Origin of the sequence: Tardiphaga sp. 619_E2_N8_4, assembly GCF_051810905.1 — a bacterium.
Taxonomy (GTDB): Bacteria; Pseudomonadota; Alphaproteobacteria; order Rhizobiales; family Xanthobacteraceae; genus Tardiphaga; species Tardiphaga robiniae.
In genome coordinates this window covers 1,393,599-1,416,082 of sequence record NZ_JBPWQJ010000001.1, presented here as the reverse complement: position 1 = coordinate 1,416,082, position 22,484 = coordinate 1,393,599, and the positions used below count along the sequence as shown (strand labels likewise).

The following is a 22,484-nucleotide window of genomic DNA, read 5'->3' as shown; positions in this document are numbered from 1 at the left end:
GTTTTACGGGCCAAAACGCTTTTGGATTAACTTCACAATCAAGCCATTCAAATCTTCACACCCTTGGCAGCTGCATTCGGCAGCGCCATATGGTATCGTATTGGATATGGAGGATTTTGAACCGTGAATGCGCTCGCCGAAGTGACTGAACAGACCGACCGCTCGCTCCTGATCGTGGAGGACGACAAGCCGTTTCTGGAGCGTCTTTCGCGTGCGATGGAAACACGCGGCTTCACGGTCACGTCCTGCGACTCCGTTTCCGAAGGTCTCGCCCAGATCAGCAAATCAGCGCCCGCTTTTGCCGTAGTCGATCTTCGTCTCGGTGACGGCAACGGCCTCGATGTCGTGTCAGCGCTGAAGCAACAGCGTCCCGATGCGCGCGCCATCGTGCTCACCGGCTATGGCAACATCGCCACCGCCGTGACGGCGGTGAAGATGGGTGCTGTCGACTATCTGTCGAAGCCGGCCGATGCCGACGACGTCGTTGCAGCGCTGCTTGCGATCGACAATGACAAGTCCGAACTGCCGAACAACCCGATGTCGGCCGACCGCGTGCGCTGGGAACACATCCAGCGCATCTATGAAATGTGCAATCGCAACGTCTCAGAGACCGCACGTCGTCTGAACATGCATCGCCGTACGCTGCAGCGCATTCTCGCCAAGCGCGCGCCGCGCTGAGCCTTCTTTAAAAGCTAGATTTCGTTCGGCAGGGCTGCATGACCTTGAGGGTCGTGCAGCCTGTTCAGTCTGTGCGCCGCGGTCATAGCAAAGCGCAGCATCATGCCCTTGCGCGTCGGCGCCGGCAGACGATGCTCCGGCGCATCGCAATGGACATGTGCCCCATAGGCATCCGCCACGATCAAACCGGTATCACCGGGAAAGATCTCGCATGGCAGATCCTGCGTAAAGGCAAAGAACAGCCGGTCGCAATGCGCCCGATACTCGGGCCATTTCTGATCCGCCCGCAGATCCTCCAATGACGATTTGATCTCGACGATCCAAATATCGCCGCGCTCGTTCAGCGCGACCAGGTCCGCCCGCCGTCCGGACGGCAATGATAGTTCGCTGACGCATGAGAATCCCAGCGACCGCAGCAGCCTTGTGGTTCCGCGCGCAATGGCCAACGCCGTCTCCGACTGGCGGCGATCGAAAATCAGCGCGGGGGTGTGAACGGCATTCGATTCCATGGCGACAAACTTAGCCGATTTCGGCGGGGCCGCCCATCACGTCTCCCGCCGGTCTGCCGCACGCTTGCCGCAAGCCGGACGCAAGTTTTCCGCAAGCGACGACGTGCGCCGAAAATCGCTGCAGCCCGGATTACGGAGACATCTCATGAGCTTAGCCCATCTCGGTCGCGTCGTTCTGCTCGCGGCTGCCGCAACTTTGCCGCAAGCGATTTTCGCCGGTTCCGCGCAGGCCAAGCCGACCGTCGAAGTCGCCTTCGTGCTCGACACAACCGGTTCCATGAGCGGGCTGATCGAAGGCGCCAAGCGCAAGATCTGGTCGATCGCAACCACGATCCTCGACAGCAATCCCGACGCCGACATCCGTATGGGTCTCGTCGCTTATCGCGACATCGGCGACGACTACGTGACCAAGACCTTCGACCTCACCACCGACATCCAGGATCTCTATGGCAACCTGCTGCAGGTCCGGGCGAAGGGTGGCGGCGACTGGCCGGAAAGCGTCAACGAGGCGCTCGATGTCGCCGTCAACAAGCTGCAATGGACCAAGGGCAACGATGTCAGACGCATCGTCTTCCTGGTCGGCGACGCACCGCCGCATATGGATTATCAGCAGGACACGAAATACACGACCACGCTCGAAGTCGCGAAGCAGAAGGACATCATCGTCAACGCTGTTCTCGCAGGCGCCGCCCGCGATACGGAGAAGGTCTGGCGCGACGTTGCCCAGCGCGGCGACGGCCGTTTCATCGCAATCCCGCAGGATGGCGGCCAGATCGTCATCATCGAGACGCCCTATGACGAAGAGATCATCATCCTGCAGAACGACATCAACAAGACGGTGATCCCTTACGGCCCCCGCGCACTGCAGAAGCACACCGAGAACAAGACACGACAGCTCTCGGAAGTCGCAGCGGCGGCGCCCGCCTCGGCAACGGATATGGCAAGCTACATCAACAAGCGCGCGAAAGTGTCGTCGGAAGCCGTCACCGGCGGCGGCGACCTCGTCAGCGACGTGTCCGCCGGCAAGCAGAAACTCGACAGCGTGAAGGAAGATGAATTGCCTGAGGCCATTCGCAAATTGTCGCCACAGCAGCGCGCCGATGAACTCGGCAAGCAAATGAAAGATCGCAAGGCGCTGAACGACAAGCTGACCGCGCTGGTGGCCAAGCGCGATGCATACCTCATGACCCAGCGCGACAAGGCGCCGGCCAAGGCGTCGTCCTTCGACCGCGAGGTGGAGGCGACGCTGAAGGTGCAGTTGAAGAAGTAGAACGCGGTCGTCCTTCCTCCCCTCTCTCCCAGCGCAGCGAAGCTGCGCGCCGTGCGAGAGGGTGCCTGAGCGAAGCGAAGGCGGGAGAGGGCCTTGAGCGAGCGCCCCCTCTCCCGTCTCGAACTGCTTCGCAGTTCGATCCACCCTCTCCCACCAGTCGCGGCTGCGCTGCGCCCCCGGGGAGAGGGGAAGAAGAAACCGCCCAAATTCCTCTTTTCTCGCCCGCAAAAATCAGCATTGTGGCGCGATGACAGATGAAACCGAACATAAAGCCCAGGCCGGCGGCACCATCATTCCGGTGACCCTGTTTCAGCAGAACTGCATGTTGCTGTGGGATGAGACCACGCGGCAGGCCGTGGTGATCGATCCCGGCGGCGACGTACCGCTGATCCTGGACGCCATTGCCAAGGCCAATGTCAAGGTCGAACAGATTTGGCTCACCCATGGCCATATCGACCATGTCGGCGGTGCCGACGAACTGCGCGAAACGCTGAAGGTCGAAATCATCGGCCCGCATGTCGCCGATACGTTCCTGCTCGAACATGTCGAGGACAGCGGCGCGAAATACGGCATGACGGGCACCCGCAACTTCATGCCTGACCGCTGGCTCAATGAAGGCGACACCGTCAGCGTCGGCGGTCTGACCTTCGACGTATTGCACTGCCCCGGTCATTCGCCCGGCAGCGTCGTGTATTACAGCAAGGCGATGAAATTCGCCCATGTCGGCGACGTGCTATTCGCAGGCTCCATCGGGCGGACCGATTTCCCCGGCGGCAGCCATGAGACATTGATCAATTCGATTACGACGAAACTGCTGCCGCTCGGCGACGATGTCGGGTTCATCTGCGGTCATGGCCCCGGCTCCAGCATCGGCCAAGAGCGCATGACCAACCCGTTCCTCACCGGCCAGGCATAATCCCGCCATGAGCGACGACAGGGCTTCCGGGGAGCAAGGAGCGCTTTCCAAGCACATCCTGCCGAGCTCCGGGACGATGATCGGCGTCTGCGCGACGCTGATCGGACTGGTCAAGATCATGGAGCCGCAGATCGGCCCCAGCCGGGTCGATGAATATTCGGCCATCGCCTCGCTGTTCTTTCTCGCCAGCGCGGTCGCGTCCTACACGTCGATGCGGAAGTCGCAAAACCGCCAACTCAGCGAGCGCTGCGAGTCGATTGCCGATCAGTGCTTTCTGGGAGGTCTCGTCGCGATCACGGTAATCATCCTGTTTTTCGCCTACGAAGTCATCTAGCCGGATCAGTCGGCTCGAGCGGGATCGGCCCAGTCTTCTATCTGCGATGCCGCAATGGTGCGCTTGGGTTGATATGGATTGAGGGTGCCGGCTGTAGCGGTCCAGCCTTTGGCCAAGATTTCCCGGGCGAACAGTTTTGCATCGATTTCGGATTTGAAGGTCCTGGTCGTACGCACACCGTTTGTCGCACGAGTGTCGGACTTCACGGATTTGTCGGGGCCAAACGCCACATACCAGATATCGGGCTTCGTCATCATGGTGTAGTAACGCGAATTGTGACGAAAAGTTGCACCTCGTGTGGCATGTGCGGCGCCAATTTTGCTTAGCGCTTGGTCGTATGCCGCGGCTCGACAATGTCCGATACCAGGCCGAGCTTCTCCAGCAGGCGAATCGTCAGATAGGTGGTATCGAACTCCCACCAGCGATGGCCATGGCGCGCGGAACGCTGATCGGCGTGGTGATTGTTATGCCAGCCCTCGCCATGGGCGAGGTAGCCAATGAACAGATTATTGCGGCTGTCCTCATCGGTCGCGTAGTTGCGGTAGCCCCAGATGTGGGTGACCGAATTGACCGCCCAGGTCTGATGCCAGACGAAGACGGTTCGCACGAAGACCGCCCAGATGACGATGCTCAAAGCGAACTGCACGGCCTCGGCCCATGAGCCGCCCCACAGCAGTTTGCCGGCCAGGCCCGCAAAGAAGAAGACGTTGATCTGGATGAGCAGGATCTTCAGCTGCCAGAGATTGCGCTCCAGCGCGACATAGAGCGGATCGCGCAGGACGTCCTTGGCATATCGTTCATAGATGCCGAGGCGGGACAGGTCCGGGTTCTTCACCAGCAGCCAGCCCATATGGCCCCAGAAGAAGCTGGCAAGCGGGCTGTGTGGGTCCGGCTGCTCGTCGGACTTCTCGTGATGACGGCGATGGATGGCAACCCAGCGCGCCGGCGTATCCTCGGCGCAGCAGATCGCCACGACAACGAAAGCGTGCTCCAGCCATTTCGGACACTTGAAACCACGATGCGTCAGCAACCGGTGATAACCGATATTGATGCCGATGAGGCCGAACAACCGCGCTGCGATGACCGCCACGATCACCGCTGTCCAGTTGAAGAACATCGGCATCAGCGCGAGTAGTGCGAGTGCGTGAAAGGTGGCGATGGTGAGCGTATTGAGCCAGTCGATGCGATAGGGCTGCACGCCGTCCGGCAAAGCGAGACCTGTCTCGGTACGATCGGCAAGGGGAATGTCCAGTGCGATGGCAGGGGCGATCTGATCGCGATTGCTGGTAGCCATCGTTCTCCGCATCCGGGCGATTGACCGCCGCGTGGTGCTCGTGTGATTCCCCGGCACTTCTCTACGCGAGAACATCGGCGCTGACTACAGATACGCCGCAGGCCATAGATGGAACAAAACGGGCCGCCTGAAGGCGGCCCGTTCGAAAAGTCATTTATTGATCGGCTTAATCGATCACTTCCACGATGCGATGGGTGCGCGGCTCGACGAGAACAGTGCGACCATTGACCACGGTGTAGCGGTATTCACGGGCGGAATTGTATTCTGCCGGAACCTCGTAATAGGTCACGCCGCTCTCAGGCAGCACGGCACCGACACGAACTTCGTTGCTATAGGTGTAGGATGGGCGACGCTGTTCCACGACATAGCTGCGGAACCGCGGACGATCGTCGACACCGAGCACGCCGGCTACGCCGCCGACAACACCACCGATGGTGCCGCCTACGATAGCGCCCACAGGACCAGCTGCGCGCTCGCCATCGCGCGCACCACGCTCAATGCCTCCGGGGACACCCTGAGCCTGAGCAACGGCGGGAAGAGCCATCATGGCAACGATGGCAGCGGTTCCAAGAAGACGGCGGATCATGATGATCTCCAGTTTTGATTGATCGGTATTGCGCCGATACAAGCTCGCGGCCGCACAATGGTTCCGGCGATTGAACTGTTAGAACCTGCGCATCGAGGCTGAAATATCTGTAGAGATATGGAACCGGAGGGCTACGCCTTTTATTCTGACGCGTTTTCTAGACGCGAACCGGTATCCACTTCGCTTGAAAACGCTTTAGCTCGTGACCATCGCGCAGATGCGTCGCAGGAAATGATCGAGGTCGAACGGCTTGGTGATCATCTCCATCCCAGGCAGCAGAAAGCCTTTCGCCATAACGACGCTTTCGGAATAACCGGTGATGAACAGGATCTTCAAGTCCGGCCGCGCCTCGCGCGCTTGATCGGCAAGCTGACGGCCGTTCATGCCGGGCAGCCCGATATCGGTGACCAGCAGATCGATATTCGGCGTCTCGCGCAGGACCCGCAAGCCCGACGGACCATCAACTGCCTCAAGCACGCGATAGCCTTCGTCCTTCAACATATCGACGATGACAGAGCGCACCACCGGCTCATCCTCGACCACCAGCAGGGTTTCGCCTGCGGCCACATGCTGATCGCCCTTCAGCGGGGCCGCATCCTGTGCGGCAGCGTCTCCCTCATGGCGCGGCAGATACAGTTTCACGGTCGTCCCGATATCGAGCCTGCTGTCGATGCTGACATGTCCGTTGGATTGACGCGCGAAGCCGTAGATCATCGATAGGCCGAGGCCCGTGCCCTGCCCGATCGGCTTTGTCGTGAAGAACGGATCGAAGGCGCGCGCCACGACCTCCGGGCTCATGCCGGTTCCGCTGTCGCTGACGCTGATGCAGATATAGTCGCCGGGCGTCAGAGCCGGCGCATTGGCATTGATGGCATCGACGCGCACATTCTGTGTCGCGATCTTCAGGTGCCCACCATCAGGCATCGCGTCCCGCGCATTGATCGCCAGATTGAGCAACGCGCTCTCCAACTGGTTCGGATCGCACAGCGTGCACCACAAATCGGGCGCCGCCGCGATATCGAGATCCAGCGTCTCGCCGATGGTCCGGCGCAACAGATCCTCCAGCGAGACGATCAGCATATTGGCATCGACGCTTTTCGGAATCAGCGGTTGCCGCCGCGCGAAGGCCAGCAACCGGTGCGTCAGCGCAGCCGCACGATTGGCCGAGGTCATCGCAGCGTCGATATAGCGCGCGATATTGTCGGTGCGACCCTGACCGAGCCGTGTCTGCATCAGGTCGAGCGAGCCGACGATGCCGGTGAGCAGGTTGTTGAAGTCATGCGCGATGCCGCCGGTGAGCTGACCGACAGCCTCCATCTTCTGCGACTGCCGCAGCGCCTCTTCAGTATTTTTAAGGCGTTCGGCAGCAGCCTTCTCGGCAGTGACATCGCGCGCCACGCAATAGATCTGGTTCTGATCCGGCACCGCCGTCCAGGACAGCCAGCGATAGGAGCTATCCTTGTGGCGAAGGCGATTCTCGAAGCGGATCGTCGGCTCGCCGGCAGCAAGCTTATCGACCTCGGCCATCGTCCTGGCCTGATCCTCGGGATGCTCAAGCCAGCGCGAGGTCTTGTTGAGCAGCTCGGCCTCGCTCCAGCCAAGCGTGCGCGTCCAGGCCGGATTGACAGTGCGCCAGACGCCATCATGGTCGGCGACCATCAGGAGATCCTGCGACACGCTCCAGATCCGGTCGCGCTCACGCGTCTTGTCGCGCACGCGCTGCTCCAGCGTCTCATTGAGGTCTGCAAGTTTTGCCGCGAGCTGACGCGCCTCATCCTCGCTCTTGCGCAGCGCCTGCTCGGCCAGCACCTGATCGGTGACGTCGGTATGCGCACCGACCAGCCGCAGCGGCTTTCCCGCGTCGTCCCGCTCGATATAGGACCGCACTGAAATCCAGCGGGTCTGGCCATCGCTCGGGCGAATGATGCGATACTGCACAGTATAGTCGCGCACGCCGCTTTTCACCGCGTCGCGAAACTTCTGCTCCGTCGCCTCGCGATCCTCGGGATGGATGCGACGCACCCAATCTTCGTGCGACTCGTTGGCCGCTTCCGGCGGCAAACCATGAACGATCAGATATTCGGGCGATCGACGATTGCGGAAGCCGGTACGCAGATCGACTTCGAGACCGCCGATCTGGCCGATCTGCTGCACGCGCGCGAGCTCTGCTTCTCGCTCACGCAAGACAATGGTCGCTTCATGATCCCGGGTAACATCGCGGCAAACCACCAGCACACCGCCGACGCCGTCATCCAGATCGAGCGGACTGTAGCTGTAGGTCCAATAGCTGTGTTCGAGCTTGCCATTGCGCGTCATGGGGATCAGCTGGTTTTCGTGCCAGGTGGCACCGCCGCCACTCATCACCTGCGCGATCTGCGGGCCGATGATGGGCCAGATCTCGTGCCAGAATTCACGGCCGCGCGCGCCCAGCCCTACGTGATGCTGTTGTGCATCCATGGTCAGCGCATAGGCATCATTATAGAACTGGATGAGGTCCGGTCCCCACCAGATGAACATCGGGTGGTTGGTATTCAGAACGATCCGGATCGCGGTGCGCAGACTCTGCGGCCAGGTGTCCGGTGCTCCGATCGGATGCGACGCCCAATCGTAAGCACGCATCAACGCCCCCATCTCGCCTCCACCGGCGAGAAAGTCGGGCGAATTCGGTCGATGGGCATCCAACATGCGCGGGCAATCGGTACGCAAGACCAGTCTGACGTATCTTGAGAACTTAGCGCCCTGTCAGACCTGGCGCAAATCGGCGCCGATCACGCCCTGTTACTTGTCAGGGTGACTTGATGAGACCGGCGGCCGTGAGGGCACGGGTAATGGCACCGTTGATATCGATAGACCGCCGTCCTGCGGGATCGCGGCACGCGCCACCTCGATCGCCTGACGTGCGCGGCTTTTGCGTCACCAATGAGACAACAGCATCCGCCGGCGCGGCGGGTTCCACGGCTGCAGCTTCGACATTGCGCGGTGCAAGCTGCCGGGTAAGGCCGAAGAACTGCGCGATATGATAGGAGGATGAGATTCCGGCTTCGAGGAGGAAGGCACCGGCGGCACCATAGGGCTCGTCCTGTCCGGCAATCGCCAGCGGCGTGCCATGCGCCATGTCGGTGATCGTGAAGGATTCCACGACGGTTTCACCGTCCTTGTTCCACCACACCTCACGCGGATAGCCGTCGACATCCACCGCCGACATCGGCGCCGGCGGCAGGCCGTGAAGGTCGAGCCATTGCTTGACGATCTCGCCGGCATTGGCCGGATTGACGGTGCGATCGGCACTACCATGCCAGACGGACACTTTCGGCCACTCACCGGTATGCGGCGATGCCTTGCGCACGAGGTTGCCGAGATCGTTCGCGGCACGCGGCGCCGCGCGATACATACCGCTCAGCGCTTCCTGCATGGTGGTGGCGATACCGTAAGGCAGGCCCGCAATGATGGCGCCGGCCGCAAACACGTCAGGATAGGTTGCGAGCATCACCGAGGTCATCGCGCCGCCGGCCGACAGACCCGTAACGAAGATACGCTTGCGGTCCACATCGTGGTCCACGGCCATCTGCTCGATCATCTCTCGGATCGAGAGCGCTTCGCCGCTATCGCGCGCGATGTCATCGGCATTGAACCAGTTGAAACAGGTGTTGCCATTATTGGATGACTTCTGCTCGGGCATCAGCAGCGCGAAACCATAGCGCTCGGCGAGAGCAGACCAGCCGGTGCCGTTGTCATAGCCCGCAGCATTCTGGGTGCATCCGTGCAGCACGACGACCAATGCCGGCTGCGCTGCCAGCGTGGCGGGCACGTAACTGAACATACGAAGGTCGCCGGGATTGCTGCCAAAACCCGTTGATTCGCTGATCGGGCTCAAACCTGCCGACGCACGGCCGCGCGCCAACCCCTGCAACGTATTGATTCCGGGCGGTTTCGGGAGATTGCGGAGGAAATCGATATTATCGGCAAGAGACACGGCAGCTCCTAGGTCGTCAGGCTTATACAACAGTACCGACGACATATGGTTGCTGCACTGCAAAATAAAACAAATACGGTTTCAATATACCTATCAACGAAACGAGAGGCGCCCCGGACGCTTCCGAAATTACCTATATTGCAAAGGAAGCCCCGCAGGGCCGGCCATAACATGGCCAAGTCATACGGGGCGAGTCGGGGAGAGATGACGAGTTACTGTTTCATCTCGTTCTTCATCATCTTGTCTTTCTTCATGCCGTCCTTGTGCATGGAATCCTTCTTCGCGCTATTTTTCGACATTCCCTGGGTGCCCGTGGCCTTGGTCTCGCCTTCCTTCGCCGTCGTGCCGGTGCCCATCTTGGTCGAATCCTGGCCGGAGGGGCCGGTCGCCTGGGCAAAGGCTGCGAACGGAGTAGCGCCGATGGCCGTGGCGCAGATCGCAACAAGAATGGTTTTCCGCATGGGTCAGCTCCTGTTGAGTGAACGGCCTTCAACGCGACGTGGTTCGAAACGTTCCTGTTCCGTCGGCCGTCAATTACCGGTTCCGCACACGGTTTCGCGATTGACGTCACACCAGACCGACGATGTGCAAAAGCACACCCGCGCCTGCACAAGCCAACAGGATCTGCAGCAAACCAATCCTCAGATAGAAGACCCCGAGCAGCGCCGCGACCGACAGCGCGACAGCCCATCCATTGACGCTCTGCAGAACCGGCATGTCGAAGCTGAGTCCGAGCGTGCGAACAGGTTTCACCTCCCGAAACATCGTGTGGATGGCGAACCATATCGCCAGGTTGAGGATGACGCCGACCACTGCGGCGGTAATCGCCGCCAGCGCGGCGCTCAGCGCGCGGTTGCCACGAAGAGCTTCGACGAACGGCGCCCCGAGGAAAATCCAGAGAAAGCACGGCGCAAAGGTCACCCAGGTCGCGAGCAATCCACCAAGCGTGCCCGCCAGCAGCGGCGGCAACATCCCCGGTGCGCGGAAGGCGGCCATGAAGCCCACGAATTGCAGCACCATGATCAACGGACCAGGCGTGGTTTCGGCCATGCCAAGACCATCGAGCATCTCGCCCGGCTTCAGCCATGCGTAGTGATCGACGGCCTGCTGCGCGACATAAGCGAGAACCGCATAGGCACCCCCAAAGGTGACCATCGCCATCTTGGAGAAGAAAACGGCAATCTGGCTGAACACGTCATTGCTGCCGAATGCCACGAGCAGCACAGCGACGGGCGTAAGCCACAGCACCAGCCAGACGACCGCAACGATGAGCGACTGCCGTACGCTCGGCCGGGCATGGAGAGGAAGTTGATCTCCGAGCAAACTATCAGCTTCGCCGCCGCCTGATGACCCGTGGCCCGCACTCACCGTGAAGGCCGACAGACCGGCCCGACCTCCGAGAAAGCCAATCACTGCCGCACCGAAAACGATCACCGGGAACGGCACATCGAGAAAGAAGATCGCGAGGAAGGCGATGGCTGCCAGCACGCGCATCACATCGTTCTTCAGTGCACGGCTACCGACCCGCACCACCGCCTGCAGCACGATCGCGAGCACCGCGGCCTTCAAGCCGAAGAACAGCGCCGCGACGAAGCCGACATTGCCGAATGCAGCATAAATCCAGCTCAGCACCATGATGCAGATCGCACCGGGAAGGATGAACAGCCCGCCGGCCATCAGCCCGCCAGCGGTCCGGTGCATCAGCCAGCCGATATAGGTCGCAAGCTGCTGCGCCTCCGGGCCCGGCAACAGCATGCAATAGTTCAGCGCGTGCAGAAACCGGCTCTCCGACACCCAGCGCTTCTCATCGACGAGGATGCGATGCATCACCGCGATCTGCCCGGCCGGACCGCCGAAGGAAAGCAACGCGATCCGCAGCCACACCGAAAATGCCTCCGAGAAGGAAACGCCGTGGGTCTGCGGCTCGGGAATGGCCGGTGGTGTGACCGAAGTCGCTTCCGCCATCTCAAGCTTTCGTCTTTGCTGTCGGCCAGTTGTGGGTTTCGGTGCTGGCATCGCGGCACCAACGATAGAACGCATCGTACAGATTCAGTCCAGCCTCAAGCTGCTCGAGATCGTCGGCATACATCCGCGACAGGCCGAGTGACGCCGCCAGCAGGCCCGGCGCTTCCGGGGTGAGATCGAGCCGCGCTGTATCCGCCGCGCGGACAATGGTAGCCAGCCGCAGCAACGGCGGCGTGGCGAGGCCGAATTCCTCGATCATCACATCGAAGGTACAGAGCTCGCCGCGATGGCTCCAGAACACGCCTTCGATATCGAAGGGTGCAGCATCAAATTTCTCGCCGACGGCCGAGACTTCCGACGGCGCAACGAACATGAACAGCGCCGCCGGATCGATGAAACGCCGGATCAGCCAGGGACAGGCAATGCGGTCGATCTTTGGGCGCTCCCGCGTCACCCACACGGTGCGGCCCTGCGGGTTTTGCGGCGGCAACTTGCCGGCGGGAACGCGCGGCAGGCCTGCACTCTCCCATGCGAGATATCCGCCTTCCAGAACCTCTGCCGGGATACCGGCCTCGCGCAGCAGCGCGGCAACGCCGTGACTGAGCTTGAGACCTTTCTGGCAGATCACCATGGCGGACCGACCGCGCAGCGCCGCGGCCCAGCCATTCACGTCGCCAAATGGCCGCCGGACCGAACCTGGCAGGAGAAACGGCGACAGGGCGAAATCCTCGTCGGTGCGAACATCGACGAGCGCGGGACATTTCGGCGTCCCGATCAGGCGAACGAGTTTTTCAACGGAAATGCTGTTAATCGATGACATGGCGCGTCCTTGCAGGAATGCGGGACGCGATACTTGGGCATGTCGCCTCGTGGGGAGATCGCTTTGTCCCCATGCCCCAATATCAAGCCATCGCGATTGACCTGTCAAGGCGCGTGCTGGACGATCAAACGCCGTGCTGGAATTCTATACGTTGCCCGCGCGGCGCATCCACAGCAGAAAGCCCGCACTGGCGGCGACCGACAACACGCATAATGCGAGGCTTGCGAGCAGCGCGGTGACTGCCGATGCTGCGGATTGCACCGCGAAATAGACCGCGCCGATCGCAGCAACGCCGGCTGCATTGGCGATTTGTGTCGTGGTGCCGTACATGCCCGAGCCGGCTCCCGCGCTCGACGTTTGTACGGTCGACAGCACGGCACTGGACAGCGGCGCCATGACCAGACCCTGGCCGTAACCGAACACGGCAAGCGGTACCGCCAGCAGCGATGCAGACGACGCGTTGACGGCCAGCACCGTTGCAGCCAGCGCGGCAAGACCGATGACCTGCACCGCACACCCCTCGATCGGCACCAGCGTGCCACGATGGCGCGCCCGCATTCCGCTGTGACGCGATGCGACAACGAAAGCCAGCGCCAGCGGTACGAAAATAAAACCGGCCCGCAGCGGCGGCATGTGCAACGCGTTCTGCATGAACAACGTCATCACCAGGTAGAATGACAGATTGGCGAAGAAGAAAAAGAACACAGCACACAGCCCGCGCATGAAAGCAGCATCCGCCAGCAACGCCAGATCGATCAGCGGCATGCCACCGCGCAACGCAACGCGGCGCTCCAGCCTGACGAAGCCGGCGATCACTGCCGCGCCCGTAGCCATCGCCAGCCACACAGACGGCGCCCAGTGCAATTCGTGCCCGAACAGCAGCGGGCCGATTAGACCGAGCAACCCGGCGAACAGCACCAGCGCACCCCGTATATCCAGCCGCGTGCCTGGACGGCGAGGAACGGATGGCATCAGCCGCCACGCCGCCGCGATGATGACAAGCCCCATCGGTACATTGACGAAGAACACCGCACGCCAGCCGAGGCCTGCAAGGTCCATCGTCACCAGCAGGCCACCGAGCAGAAAGCCCGCAGCGCCGGCAAGGCCCAGCACGATGCCGTAGACGGCGAAGGCGCGGGCGCGGGTTTCATCGACAAACAGCACGTGGATGGTGGCCAGCACCTGCGGCACCATCAGCGCCGCAGTGGCGCCCTGCGCCAGCCGCGCCAGAATCAGCTCCGGTCCGGATTGCGCGAGCCCGCACCACAGTGACGCCAGGGTGAAGCCGAGCACGCCGGCGAGAAAGGTGTTCCTAGTGCCGTAGATGTCACCGAGCCGACCGCCGGTGATCACCAGCGTCGCATATCCGATCAGATAGACCGCAATCACGGCCTCGATCTGCGCCGCGCTGGCACGAAGCTCGACCGCGATGGTTGGGATCGCGACATTGACGATGAAGGCATCGACCCCAAACATGAACTGCGCCGCAACGACGATCGCCAGCACCCACCAGCGGCGCGCCGAGTCGACAGGATTGGCAACGATCTGATGCATGGTAGCGCCTCGCTCAACGGTTCGGCCTGAAGCAGCCGTCCGCTTTGATCCCAGCTTCCAGTCATCGGGTCGATTACCTCGGAGGTAGCTTTATTCAATTGAACTCCTCCATCGGAATTGGTCGGCGCGCTGACCGCAGGCCCGGCGTCGCAGGTCTATCTCCCCGTCCAAGTCACACCGAATTTGCATTCCTCGTGCAGGAAGATACCGCCTGTGGCCCGATTGCTGCATGGCGAAGCGATTGCATATGCCGGCCCTTCCGGTTTTGAGGCCTCTTCGATGTATGACTACGACACGATCGTGATCGGCTCCGGCCCCTCTGGCCGGCGCGCTGCCGTCCAGTTCGCCAAGCTCGGTAAATCGGTGCTGGTGGTGGAGAAGGGCCGACGAGTCGGCGGCGTCTCGGTCCATACCGGCACCATTCCATCGAAGACCCTGCGCGAGACCGTGCTCAACCTGTCCGGCTGGCGCGAGCGCGGCTTCTACGGCCGTTCCTATCGGGTGAAACAGGACATCGACGCCCACGACCTGATTGTGCGGCTGCAGAAGACACTCGACCACGAGGTCGAGGTGCTGGAGCATCAGTTCAGCCGCAATGCCGTAAAGACGGCGATCGGCGAGGCACGTTTCACCGGACCGCACCAAATCGAGATCGCCAATGAGAAGAACGAGATCAAGAATGTCACCGCCGGCCATATCCTGATTGCCTGCGGCACCCGCCCGTTCCGGCCGGATTACGTGCCGTTCGACAACAAGACCGTGTTCGACAGCGACGAGATCATCGACCTGCCGAAACTGCCGCGCAGCCTCGCAGTCATCGGCGCCGGCGTGATCGGCGTCGAATATGCGACCATCTTCAGCGCGCTCGATGTCGCCGTCACCCTGATCGAACCGCGGCCGACCTTTCTCGACTTCATCGACAAGGAGCTGATCGACGAATTCATGCACGAGCTGCGCGACCGCAATGTCGCGCTACGGCTCGGCTCCAAGGTCAATGCGATCGAGCAGAACGCACATGGCCAGATCGTCACCCGGCTCGCTGACGGCCGCAACGTCACGTCCGAGATGTTACTGTTCGCCGCCGGCCGCGTCGGCGCGACCGACCGACTCAATCTCGATGCTGCCGGCATCGCCGTCGATCACCGCGGTCGCATTGCCGTCGATCCCGTAACGCTGCAGACCAGCGTGCCGCATATCTATGCGGCGGGCGATGTCATCGGCTTTCCTTCACTGGCCTCCACATCGATGGAGCAAGGCCGCGTTGCCGCCTGCCACGCGCTCGGGATGGAGCCGCTGGCGCCCCCGGAGTTCTTTCCCTACGGCATCTATTCGGTGCCGGAGATTTCCACGACCGGACTCACCGAAGAGGAAGTCCGCCAGAAGGGTATTCCCTATGAAGTCGGCGTCGCGCGGTTTCGCGAGACCTCGCGCGGACATATCATGGGCCTGGATAGCGGCATGATGAAGATGATCTTCTCGACCAAGACCCGCCGCCTGCTCGGCGTGCATATTCTGGGCGAAGGCGCGACCGAGCTGATCCATATCGGCCAGGCCGTGCTCAACCTGAAAGGCACGATCGACTACTTCATCCAGAACACGTTCAACTATCCGACGCTGGCCGAGGCCTACAAGATCGCCGGGCTGGATGCATGGAACAGGATGACGGCGCGGTAGCGCAGAAGCGCCATGGCCACATGGATTCGTGGCCTGACGTCACGCGTGGCATGCCCAGGTCCTAGCCGCGCTTGCCACCAATCGAGATGAACGCCATGAGACACGGCTCCGGCAACGGGTTGCGCCAGCGATGGCGTGTTCCGTTCTGCACGACGCAGTCGCCCTGACGCAAATGGACTTTCTGTCCATCGTCCAATTCCAGCGTCATCTCGCCGCGAACCACGACTCCGTAATCGATCGTATCCGACGTGTGCATGCCTGGCGCATCGCGCTCGAAATGATCCCCCATGCCCGGGACCTTGTCCGACAACTCGCGCAGCCCGCTTTCCATTGTGACGCCGGGCGGCGGCTTCCAGCCTTCGAGCCGCTTGGGCGGATACGAAATCAGACGAAACATCGTTCCTCCCGGGCCGGGAAAAGCGCGCGTTCCCTTGAGCATCGGGTCCGGCTCCAGGCCGGTGAGGCCGGGCACTCCCTCGGTCATGTAGAGTTCGTAGAATGTCAGGCCGGGATTGGCATCGATCTCCACGACCTTGGATGTGACATCGAAGGACTTGAACACCGACTTGCCGGCTTCATCGCGGCCGGTCACGACCCGCTTGGGCGGTGGCAGCTCGCTCGCATCTTTCGCATCCGAGCTTTGCGGTAGCGCGGCCAAAGCGCCGCCGGCGGCGATGGCCGACAGCGCCTGGAGCAGTTGGCGCCGATCGCTGCCTGCAAATCGTTCGGTACCCTGCGCGGCATCCAGAGACCCAGCATTCGAAGGCTTAGGCTTCTGACGCGACAACCACCGCCATGAGAACTTGCTCATCTGCATTCTCCATCGCGTTTTATCGTCAGCACATCGCTGTGCCGCGAGGCTGATCAGGCCGACATGACGTAGGGGATGCTGCCGATAATGGCGGCAAGCTGGAATGCGTTCGACAGCATGCCGCCCCAATGCATCCGTCGGAGCCGGCGCACGGCCTCGGCATCACCGGCGTCTCGTGCGCTCATCTGACTATCCATCCGCCGCAAGAACCAGCCCCGCGCCCAGATCGCAAAAGCCGCGATCAAGCCGATGCCGATGGTGAAAACCAGTCGACCAGCCAGTGCAAAGGCCGTTGTCGCGATGACACCGGCGATAGCGACCATCAGAAAATAAGAGCGGAACAGGCCCCGCAGTAACTGAGTCACTTCCGGGATATCCAGCCTCACCAGCAGAAAGGCCGGTGACGACAGCAGAAAGAAGCCCATCGAGAAAATCAGAAGGACCATAGAGGCCAAGGCGACGGCATCGGGCGTCATGCAATTAGCCTTCTATCTGTCCGGGCAACAACCTTTCCATCAACTTCCGATACCAATATCCCCGTGGGCCTCTTCGACACTATTGGGCTTTGGTCGAATCTGGAGAGATATCTCTTCTCCAATAGAACAGCGCCTATCCGAAGGACCTGACACCGGCGAGCCCACCCACCCCCAACATCCGTTGCGATCAGTTCAGCTTCACGACTTCCACACGCCGGTTCCTGGCGCGGCCGTCATCCTGGTCATTCGATGCTGCAGGTGCGAGCATGCCGACACCGGCTGCGCGCAGGCGCTTGCCGTCTGCACGAAAGCTCGTAGTGAGCGCTGCGACCACCGACTCGGCGCGGCGGCGCGACAGATCGAGATTGTAGTCATAGGCGCCCTGATTATCGGTATGGCCAACGATCAGCACGGCAAGCTTCGGATCGGATGACAGAAGCCCTGCAATCTCCTGCAGGGTCGGCGACGATTCCGGCTTCAGGTCGGCCTTGCTCGTATCGAAGAATATCCCGTACAGCGCAACGCGGCCGGTAGAGCCGATGGTCTTCGCCATCTCGTCGGCCTTTACCACCACCATCTTCTGCTCACGCGGCTTCGGCTCGACGATATGCACGACGGCCACGGTGCGTTCGTTGAAGGCCTTGCAGTAGAGATCGTCCTTCACGAGATAGGTCTGCACGGTGACATAGGCTTCGCCGCCAGCTTGCGGGATCTTGGCAGCGAAGAAGCGCTGATCGTCGAGATGAGACGCCATGGCGCATTTGCCATTGGAGAAATCACCGTCTTTCAACTGCGCCTCAGTGACGAAATACATCAGCAGGCTCATATCGCCGCCGCCGCCCGCAGCCGAGCGCGTCGGATCGCCGCCGCAGTCATCGGTCTTGCAGCTATAGAGCACCTCGCCGCCGGCTGCCTTAACCACATCCTGATAGTTCCGCAGCACTTCGAGCGGCGAGCGGTTGGCCGGCAGCAGATAGGTGATGCGCGTACGTGCGCCTTCCACTTCAAGCAGCTTGTTCGGCTTGTAGACCTGATTGTTCATCCGATCGCGATCGCTATCGCCGGTCTTTTCCAGTTTCGACAGCGGGATGGTGAAGTCAGTGAAGGCGAGGCGCTCGTAGCTGATGATGAAGGAACCGTCATAACGCTTCAACAACGCGCTATCGCGCGCGCCGGGAACATCCTTGTTTGGAATCGTCGCATCGGCCTGTGCCGCACACGCACCGAACAGAACAAACAAGCCAACCGTCAGAATGCGTCCGAGCATGAGTCATGCGTCCCCGTTTCAGGAGCGCACACGATGACGATTTGGGACATGTAAACAAGCGGACTAAAGCGCAGCGAATGGCCGCGCAGCCATGTCCGGTTTTCATTGAACCGAACGGTGCTGCGCGGCGACCAATCTCGTTAAGTCCAAACGGGTTTTAGCCCCACGGACCGCGCGGACGCGATTGACCGCTGTTCCACGGGCCAGTTGCTTGAGGCGCGGATCGCGTCGGTACCTGCGACTGAGCACCCATCTGCCCCGCAAGCTGCTGCAGCGCTGCGATTCGATTCTGCGTCGCGGGATGCGTGGTGAACAGATTGTCCATGGCACGCCCCGACAACGGATTGATGATGAACATATGCGCTGTCGCCGGCGCGCGCTCGGCATCCTCGTTCGGAATCTGATGCGCGGCGTTGTCGATCTTCGCCAGCGCCGAAGCGAGCCACATTGGCTGGCCGCAGATCCGCGCGCCCATCTCGTCGGCGGCATATTCACGCGTGCGGCTGATCGCCATCTGCACCAGCATGGCCGCAAGCGGCGCCAGGATCATCAGTGCGATCTGACCGATGACGCCCGGGCCATTATTGTTACGGTTGCCACCGAAGAACATGCCGAACTGCGCGATCATCGAAATCGCACCGGCGATGGTCGCTGTGATGGTCATCAGCAACGTGTCGTGATGCTTGATATGCGCCAGCTCATGCGCCACCACGCCTGCGAGTTCCTCGCGCGACAACTGCTGCATCAGGCCGGTGGTCACGGCAACGGCCGCGTTCTCCGGATTCCGGCCGGTCGCAAAGGCGTTCGGCTGCGGATTGTCCATGATGTAAATCTTGGGCATCGGCAGGCCGGCATTGTGGGCGAGCTCGCCGACCATGCGATACAGGTCCGGCGCGTTACGTGCATCAACCGGCTGGGCGCCGTGCATCGACAACACCGCGCGATCCGAATTCCAGTAGGCGAACATGTTCATGCCGGCGGCGACCACCAGCGCGATCATCGCACCCGACGCGCCGCCCATGAGATAGCCGACACCCATGAACAGGGCGGTCATGCCAGCCAGCAGAATCGCAGTTTTGAAGTAGCTCATTGGTCCTCCTGCCCGCCTGCGGAAAACGCTGCGGTGCAGGCATCAAATGGTGATCCGCCCGATCGTTCCGCAAGACGGCATTGTGCGGCAGCGCGTCGCGGCCATGCAGCGGACTGCATTGAATGCCGCGACATGTGGCCATAGGCTGCGCGCAACGAAAACATTAAAAAACATTACAAAGAGGAAACACTATGGCTCGCGTGAAGTTCGGCGCCTTTCTCGCACCGCATCATCCGATCGGCGAACATCCGATGCTGCAGTTCCGGCGGGACCTCGATCTCGTCGAGCAGCTCGATGCGCTCGGCTACGATGAATTCTGGTGCGGCGAGCATCATTCGTCGGGCTGGGAGATGATCGCCTCGCCGGAAATGTTCCTCGCCGCGGCAGGCGAACGTACCAAGCGCATTCGCCTGGGGACCGGCGTGATCTCGCTGCCCTATCATCATCCCTACAATGTCGCGCAACGCATGGTGCAGCTCGACCACATGACCGGCGGTCGCGCCATTTTCGGTTCCGGCCCCGGGGCTCTCGCTTCCGACGCGCATACGCTTGGCATCGACCCGATGACCCAGCGCGACCGCCAGGACGAAGCCATCGCCATCATCCGTCGGCTGTTCAACGGCGAACGCGTCACCGCGAAGAGCGACTGGTTCACCATGAACGATGCCGCGCTGCAGATCCTGCCGCTGCAGGAGGAGATGCCCTTCGTGGTTGCGTCGCAGATCTCGCCGTCGGGGATGACGCTGGCCGGCAAATACGGCATCGGCATCATCTCGCTCGGCTCGATGTCGACGCAGGGATTGATGGCGCTGCCGACGCAATGGGGCTTTGCAGAGGATGCCGCGAAGAAGCACGGCACCACGGTGGACCGCGCCAACTGGCGTGTGCTGCTGTCCTGGCACATCGCCGAGACGCGCGAACAGGCCGCGCGCGAGGCCGGCCCCGGCCTGATGCGCTGGCACAACGAATACAATGTCGGCACGCTGCAGCGGCCGGGCCTGCAGCCCTTCACCTCACCCGAGGACGCAGTCGAAAAGACGGCGGGCGGCGAGAATGCGGCCTCGACCATCGGCACGCCGGATGACCTCATCAAGACCATCAAGAACCTGATGCAGGTCTCAGGCGGTGTCGGCACCATCATCGGCTTCGTGCATGACTGGGCCAATCCGGAGAACACGAGGCGCAGCTGGGACATGGTGGCGCGCTATGTGGTGCCGGAGATCAACGGCTACATCGCGTCTTTGCGCAAGTCGCAGCAATTCGTGATCGAGAACCGCGAGGTGTTCGAGCGCGCGGGCCAGGCCGTGATGGCCAAGATCATGGCCAACGACAAGGCCGCCGCGGCGCTGCCGCTCACCGGACCAGGGCGCGTAGCGATTCCGCTCGTCAATGCACCGGATCTGCAGAAGAAGGGGTAAGCCCGGCTCAGGCCTTTCCTCCGTCATTGCGAGGAGCGAAGCGACGCGGCAATCCAGCTCTTCACTTCGGCAAAGAAAGACTGGATTGCTTCGCTGCGTCGCAATGACGGGGAGAGGCTGGCGGCCTACTTCCCGTAGTAATCCTGCGCCGTTTCCCACGCCGCCGTCTGCAGCATCTTCGCAGTCGCTTCATCGAGACCCGCGAGATACGGATTGCCCACCGGCGAGCGGCCCGTCAGCGCGGCGAAGACCACGCAGGACGCAAGGTATGTGCCTGCCATGCTCGGATGACGCCTGTCGGGCTGGTACAGATTGAGCTCGGGCTGCTTCGCGCGCACCCTGGCAAATGCCAGACCTGCCGGAATCACCAAGGCATTGTTATCATTACCGGCGACCGTATAGGCCTCGGCCAGTTGCTGCGTCATCTCCGGCTTGTCTTCATAGGCCCAGGACATGAAGAAGACCGGTTTCGCGCCATGCGCCCTGACGATGTCCGCATCCTTTTTCGCATATTCAGTAAAGACCGACTTCAGCTTGGGATGGATCGGGCACTGGCTGCAATCCATCATGATCGCAGCATCGAACAGCCGCTCCCGCTTGTTGAAGATGATGTTGTTATTATCATCGAAGGAATAGGACGCGATGGCATTGGGTCGAAAGTAGCTCTCGACATCGTGCCATTCGAAGCCGGAGCCGCCGATGGTCACCGAGGTCGCCTGATAGCTCGTCCTCTTGGCGGGGTCGGCAGCGCGCACCATCCCCAGCACGTGGCTGTGCATGCTGTTGTTGAAATAGAAGAAGCTGTTGCCGATGAAGATCTCGGTCTTCGGAAAATCGGGCCCCAGCGACGTGACCTTGGGTTTGGTCTGCGCTTGCACCGCAACGGACGCACTGGCCATGGCAGCAAGGGTCGCCACGGCGACAAGCAAGACTCGCAAAGTTCTGGACAATGGATTGTCTCCCGGTTCTTATTATGTGCGGATATGCGTATCGATAGCATAGGTCGGTGCGGATTGCGCCGGCCTCGATCGCGGGAGGCAGACAGCGCCATGCCCCATGAGCTCGATTCCCATGACCTCGATCCCCTGATCCTTGATCTCCTGGAATGGATCGCGCGCGAACCCAGATCCCATGCCGACGTGCTCGATGCATGGCGGACGTCGTGCCCGCGACTGACGGTGTGGGAAGACTGCATCGACCGCGGATTTGCCACACGCATGCACATCGCCGGACATGGCTCCGTCGTTCAAGTGACGGCCGCAGGCTTGTCCTTCCTGCAACGGCATGGACGCGTCATGCCAAAGACGCCAGCCTTGACCACCGCAACTAGTCCAGCGGCATCGTAAGCTGCGCGCCTTCATCGGCCACAAACACTGCGATCAGCTCGGCCGGCTCCGTATTGCTCGCATTGGCCGAGACGAGATGCGTCGAGCCCGGCGGCTCGAAGAATGACTGCCCAACCTTGAAGATTTCGACCGGACCGCCGCCGAGCTGCGAGCGGATCTCTCCCTTGGTGATGTAGGCTGTCACCGTGCCGGAATGACGATGCGGCGCGCTGAAGCCGCCGGGTCCATAGGACACGCGTACAATGGTCACGCGCTTTCCCGGCACATTCGGCAGCGCATGCGATGTGATCAGTTCCACCGCATCGCCGGGATTGGCGCTGGAGCCAGCGTTGACGGCGCAAAGCGGCGCCAGAACAATCGACAAGGCGTCCATTGTCGCCGGAAGTGCCTTGCCAAGGGCAATTGCACACATCAATCCTGCTGCAACAGCAACGGACACATAGTGGGCTTCAGGCAGCCTCGGTGCGACCGCATCGCATGTGATGGACATTCTTCGCTCCCCT

General features: G+C 61.4%; 23 protein-coding genes. 7 read left to right on the top strand and 16 right to left on the bottom strand.

The features are described from left to right. Nucleotides 1–123: 123 nt before the first annotated feature. Complete coding sequence (locus AB8A23_RS06765; RefSeq protein ID WP_089263491.1) at nucleotides 124–678, top strand: ActR/PrrA/RegA family redox response regulator transcription factor; 555 nt, start codon at nucleotides 124–126, stop codon at nucleotides 676–678. Nucleotides 679–692: 14 nt separating this feature from the next. Here AB8A23_RS06765 and AB8A23_RS06760 read toward each other — a convergent pair whose 3' ends face one another. Beyond that, a complete protein-coding gene (locus AB8A23_RS06760; protein ID WP_439060085.1) occupies nucleotides 693–1,187 on the bottom strand; it encodes an MmcB family DNA repair protein in 495 nt (164 codons plus the stop codon). Nucleotides 1,188–1,332: 145 nt separating this feature from the next. Between AB8A23_RS06760 and AB8A23_RS06755 the strand changes: the two genes are divergently transcribed. From AB8A23_RS06755 to AB8A23_RS06745, 3 genes are all read left to right on the top strand, one after another. Continuing rightward, complete coding sequence (locus AB8A23_RS06755; RefSeq protein WP_439060086.1) at nucleotides 1,333–2,457, top strand: vWA domain-containing protein; 1,125 nt, start codon at nucleotides 1,333–1,335, stop codon at nucleotides 2,455–2,457. A gap of 247 nt (nucleotides 2,458–2,704) precedes the next feature. After that, nucleotides 2,705–3,373: an MBL fold metallo-hydrolase gene (locus AB8A23_RS06750; protein WP_175369176.1), complete on the top strand. Its 669-nt coding sequence runs from the start codon at nucleotides 2,705–2,707 to the stop codon at nucleotides 3,371–3,373. A 7-nt stretch (nucleotides 3,374–3,380) separates the two neighbouring features. Next, the gene (locus tag AB8A23_RS06745; RefSeq protein ID WP_089263487.1) at nucleotides 3,381–3,707 is read left to right on the top strand and encodes a hypothetical protein; all 327 of its coding nucleotides are present in this window, start codon (nucleotides 3,381–3,383) and stop codon (nucleotides 3,705–3,707) included. A gap of 5 nt (nucleotides 3,708–3,712) precedes the next feature. Here the strand turns inward: AB8A23_RS06745 and AB8A23_RS06740 are convergent, their stop codons facing one another. From AB8A23_RS06740 to AB8A23_RS06700, 9 genes are all read right to left on the bottom strand, one after another. After that, nucleotides 3,713–3,964, bottom strand: a complete 252-nt coding sequence (locus tag AB8A23_RS06740; protein WP_093757625.1) for a hypothetical protein — start codon at nucleotides 3,962–3,964, stop codon at nucleotides 3,713–3,715. A gap of 65 nt (nucleotides 3,965–4,029) precedes the next feature. After that, a complete protein-coding gene (locus AB8A23_RS06735; protein ID WP_439060087.1) occupies nucleotides 4,030–5,001 on the bottom strand; it encodes an acyl-CoA desaturase in 972 nt (323 codons plus the stop codon). 166 nt (nucleotides 5,002–5,167) lie between these two features. Then, nucleotides 5,168–5,587 (bottom strand): DUF1236 domain-containing protein, encoded by a 420-nt coding sequence (locus AB8A23_RS06730; protein ID WP_068730422.1) that lies wholly within the window; start codon nucleotides 5,585–5,587, stop codon nucleotides 5,168–5,170. 195 nt (nucleotides 5,588–5,782) lie between these two features. Next, nucleotides 5,783–8,272 (bottom strand): PAS domain-containing protein, encoded by a 2,490-nt coding sequence (locus AB8A23_RS06725; protein WP_439060088.1) that lies wholly within the window; start codon nucleotides 8,270–8,272, stop codon nucleotides 5,783–5,785. A gap of 100 nt (nucleotides 8,273–8,372) precedes the next feature. Continuing rightward, nucleotides 8,373–9,560 (bottom strand): extracellular catalytic domain type 1 short-chain-length polyhydroxyalkanoate depolymerase, encoded by a 1,188-nt coding sequence (locus tag AB8A23_RS06720; protein WP_439060089.1) that lies wholly within the window; start codon nucleotides 9,558–9,560, stop codon nucleotides 8,373–8,375. 212 nt (nucleotides 9,561–9,772) lie between these two features. Continuing rightward, entirely contained in the window at nucleotides 9,773–10,021 is a 249-nt protein-coding gene (locus AB8A23_RS06715) for a hypothetical protein (RefSeq protein ID WP_093757628.1), read from the bottom strand. A 106-nt stretch (nucleotides 10,022–10,127) separates the two neighbouring features. After that, nucleotides 10,128–11,525, bottom strand: coding sequence for a chromate efflux transporter (gene chrA / locus AB8A23_RS06710; RefSeq protein WP_439060090.1), 1,398 nt, complete (start codon nucleotides 11,523–11,525; stop codon nucleotides 10,128–10,130). A 1-nt stretch (nucleotide 11,526) separates the two neighbouring features. Beyond that, entirely contained in the window at nucleotides 11,527–12,345 is an 819-nt protein-coding gene (locus AB8A23_RS06705) for a chromate resistance protein ChrB domain-containing protein (protein WP_439060091.1), read from the bottom strand. 144 nt (nucleotides 12,346–12,489) lie between these two features. Then, nucleotides 12,490–13,899 (bottom strand): MFS transporter, encoded by a 1,410-nt coding sequence (locus AB8A23_RS06700; RefSeq protein ID WP_439060092.1) that lies wholly within the window; start codon nucleotides 13,897–13,899, stop codon nucleotides 12,490–12,492. 279 nt (nucleotides 13,900–14,178) lie between these two features. Here AB8A23_RS06700 and sthA point away from each other — a divergent pair, with 279 nt between their 5' ends. Continuing rightward, a complete protein-coding gene (gene sthA / locus AB8A23_RS06695) occupies nucleotides 14,179–15,573 on the top strand; it encodes a Si-specific NAD(P)(+) transhydrogenase (protein ID WP_089263704.1) in 1,395 nt (464 codons plus the stop codon). Nucleotides 15,574–15,634: 61 nt separating this feature from the next. Here sthA and AB8A23_RS06690 read toward each other — a convergent pair whose 3' ends face one another. The 4 genes from AB8A23_RS06690 to htpX all read right to left on the bottom strand — a co-directional run bounded on the left by AB8A23_RS06690 (nucleotide 15,635) and on the right by htpX (nucleotide 19,217). After that, complete coding sequence (locus AB8A23_RS06690) at nucleotides 15,635–16,384, bottom strand: cupin domain-containing protein (RefSeq protein WP_309942008.1); 750 nt, start codon at nucleotides 16,382–16,384, stop codon at nucleotides 15,635–15,637. Nucleotides 16,385–16,437: 53 nt separating this feature from the next. Further along, nucleotides 16,438–16,860 carry a hypothetical protein gene (locus AB8A23_RS06685; protein ID WP_089263479.1) on the bottom strand — a complete coding sequence of 141 codons (423 nt, stop codon included), beginning with the start codon at nucleotides 16,858–16,860 and terminating at the stop codon, nucleotides 16,438–16,440. A gap of 187 nt (nucleotides 16,861–17,047) precedes the next feature. Continuing rightward, on the bottom strand, nucleotides 17,048–18,127 hold the full coding sequence (locus AB8A23_RS06680; protein WP_120287513.1) for a DUF4892 domain-containing protein: 1,080 nt from the start codon (nucleotides 18,125–18,127) through the stop codon (nucleotides 17,048–17,050). Between the two features lie 157 nt (nucleotides 18,128–18,284). Then, entirely contained in the window at nucleotides 18,285–19,217 is a 933-nt protein-coding gene (gene htpX, locus AB8A23_RS06675) for a zinc metalloprotease HtpX (RefSeq protein ID WP_120287514.1), read from the bottom strand. A gap of 191 nt (nucleotides 19,218–19,408) precedes the next feature. Between htpX and AB8A23_RS06670 the strand changes: the two genes are divergently transcribed. Then, nucleotides 19,409–20,635, top strand: coding sequence for an LLM class flavin-dependent oxidoreductase (locus AB8A23_RS06670; RefSeq protein WP_120287515.1), 1,227 nt, complete (start codon nucleotides 19,409–19,411; stop codon nucleotides 20,633–20,635). 125 nt (nucleotides 20,636–20,760) lie between these two features. On the opposite strand, the gene AB8A23_RS06665 is transcribed toward AB8A23_RS06670, so the two are convergent. Then, complete coding sequence (locus AB8A23_RS06665; RefSeq protein WP_439060560.1) at nucleotides 20,761–21,534, bottom strand: DUF4886 domain-containing protein; 774 nt, start codon at nucleotides 21,532–21,534, stop codon at nucleotides 20,761–20,763. 150 nt (nucleotides 21,535–21,684) lie between these two features. Between AB8A23_RS06665 and AB8A23_RS06660 the strand changes: the two genes are divergently transcribed. Next, nucleotides 21,685–21,981, top strand: coding sequence for a hypothetical protein (locus tag AB8A23_RS06660; protein ID WP_120287516.1), 297 nt, complete (start codon nucleotides 21,685–21,687; stop codon nucleotides 21,979–21,981). Here the strand turns inward: AB8A23_RS06660 and AB8A23_RS06655 are convergent. Next, nucleotides 21,962–22,471, bottom strand: coding sequence for a cupin domain-containing protein (locus tag AB8A23_RS06655; RefSeq protein ID WP_175369187.1), 510 nt, complete (start codon nucleotides 22,469–22,471; stop codon nucleotides 21,962–21,964). The genes AB8A23_RS06660 and AB8A23_RS06655 overlap by 20 nt on opposite strands. Between the last annotated feature and the right edge of the window lie 13 nt (nucleotides 22,472–22,484).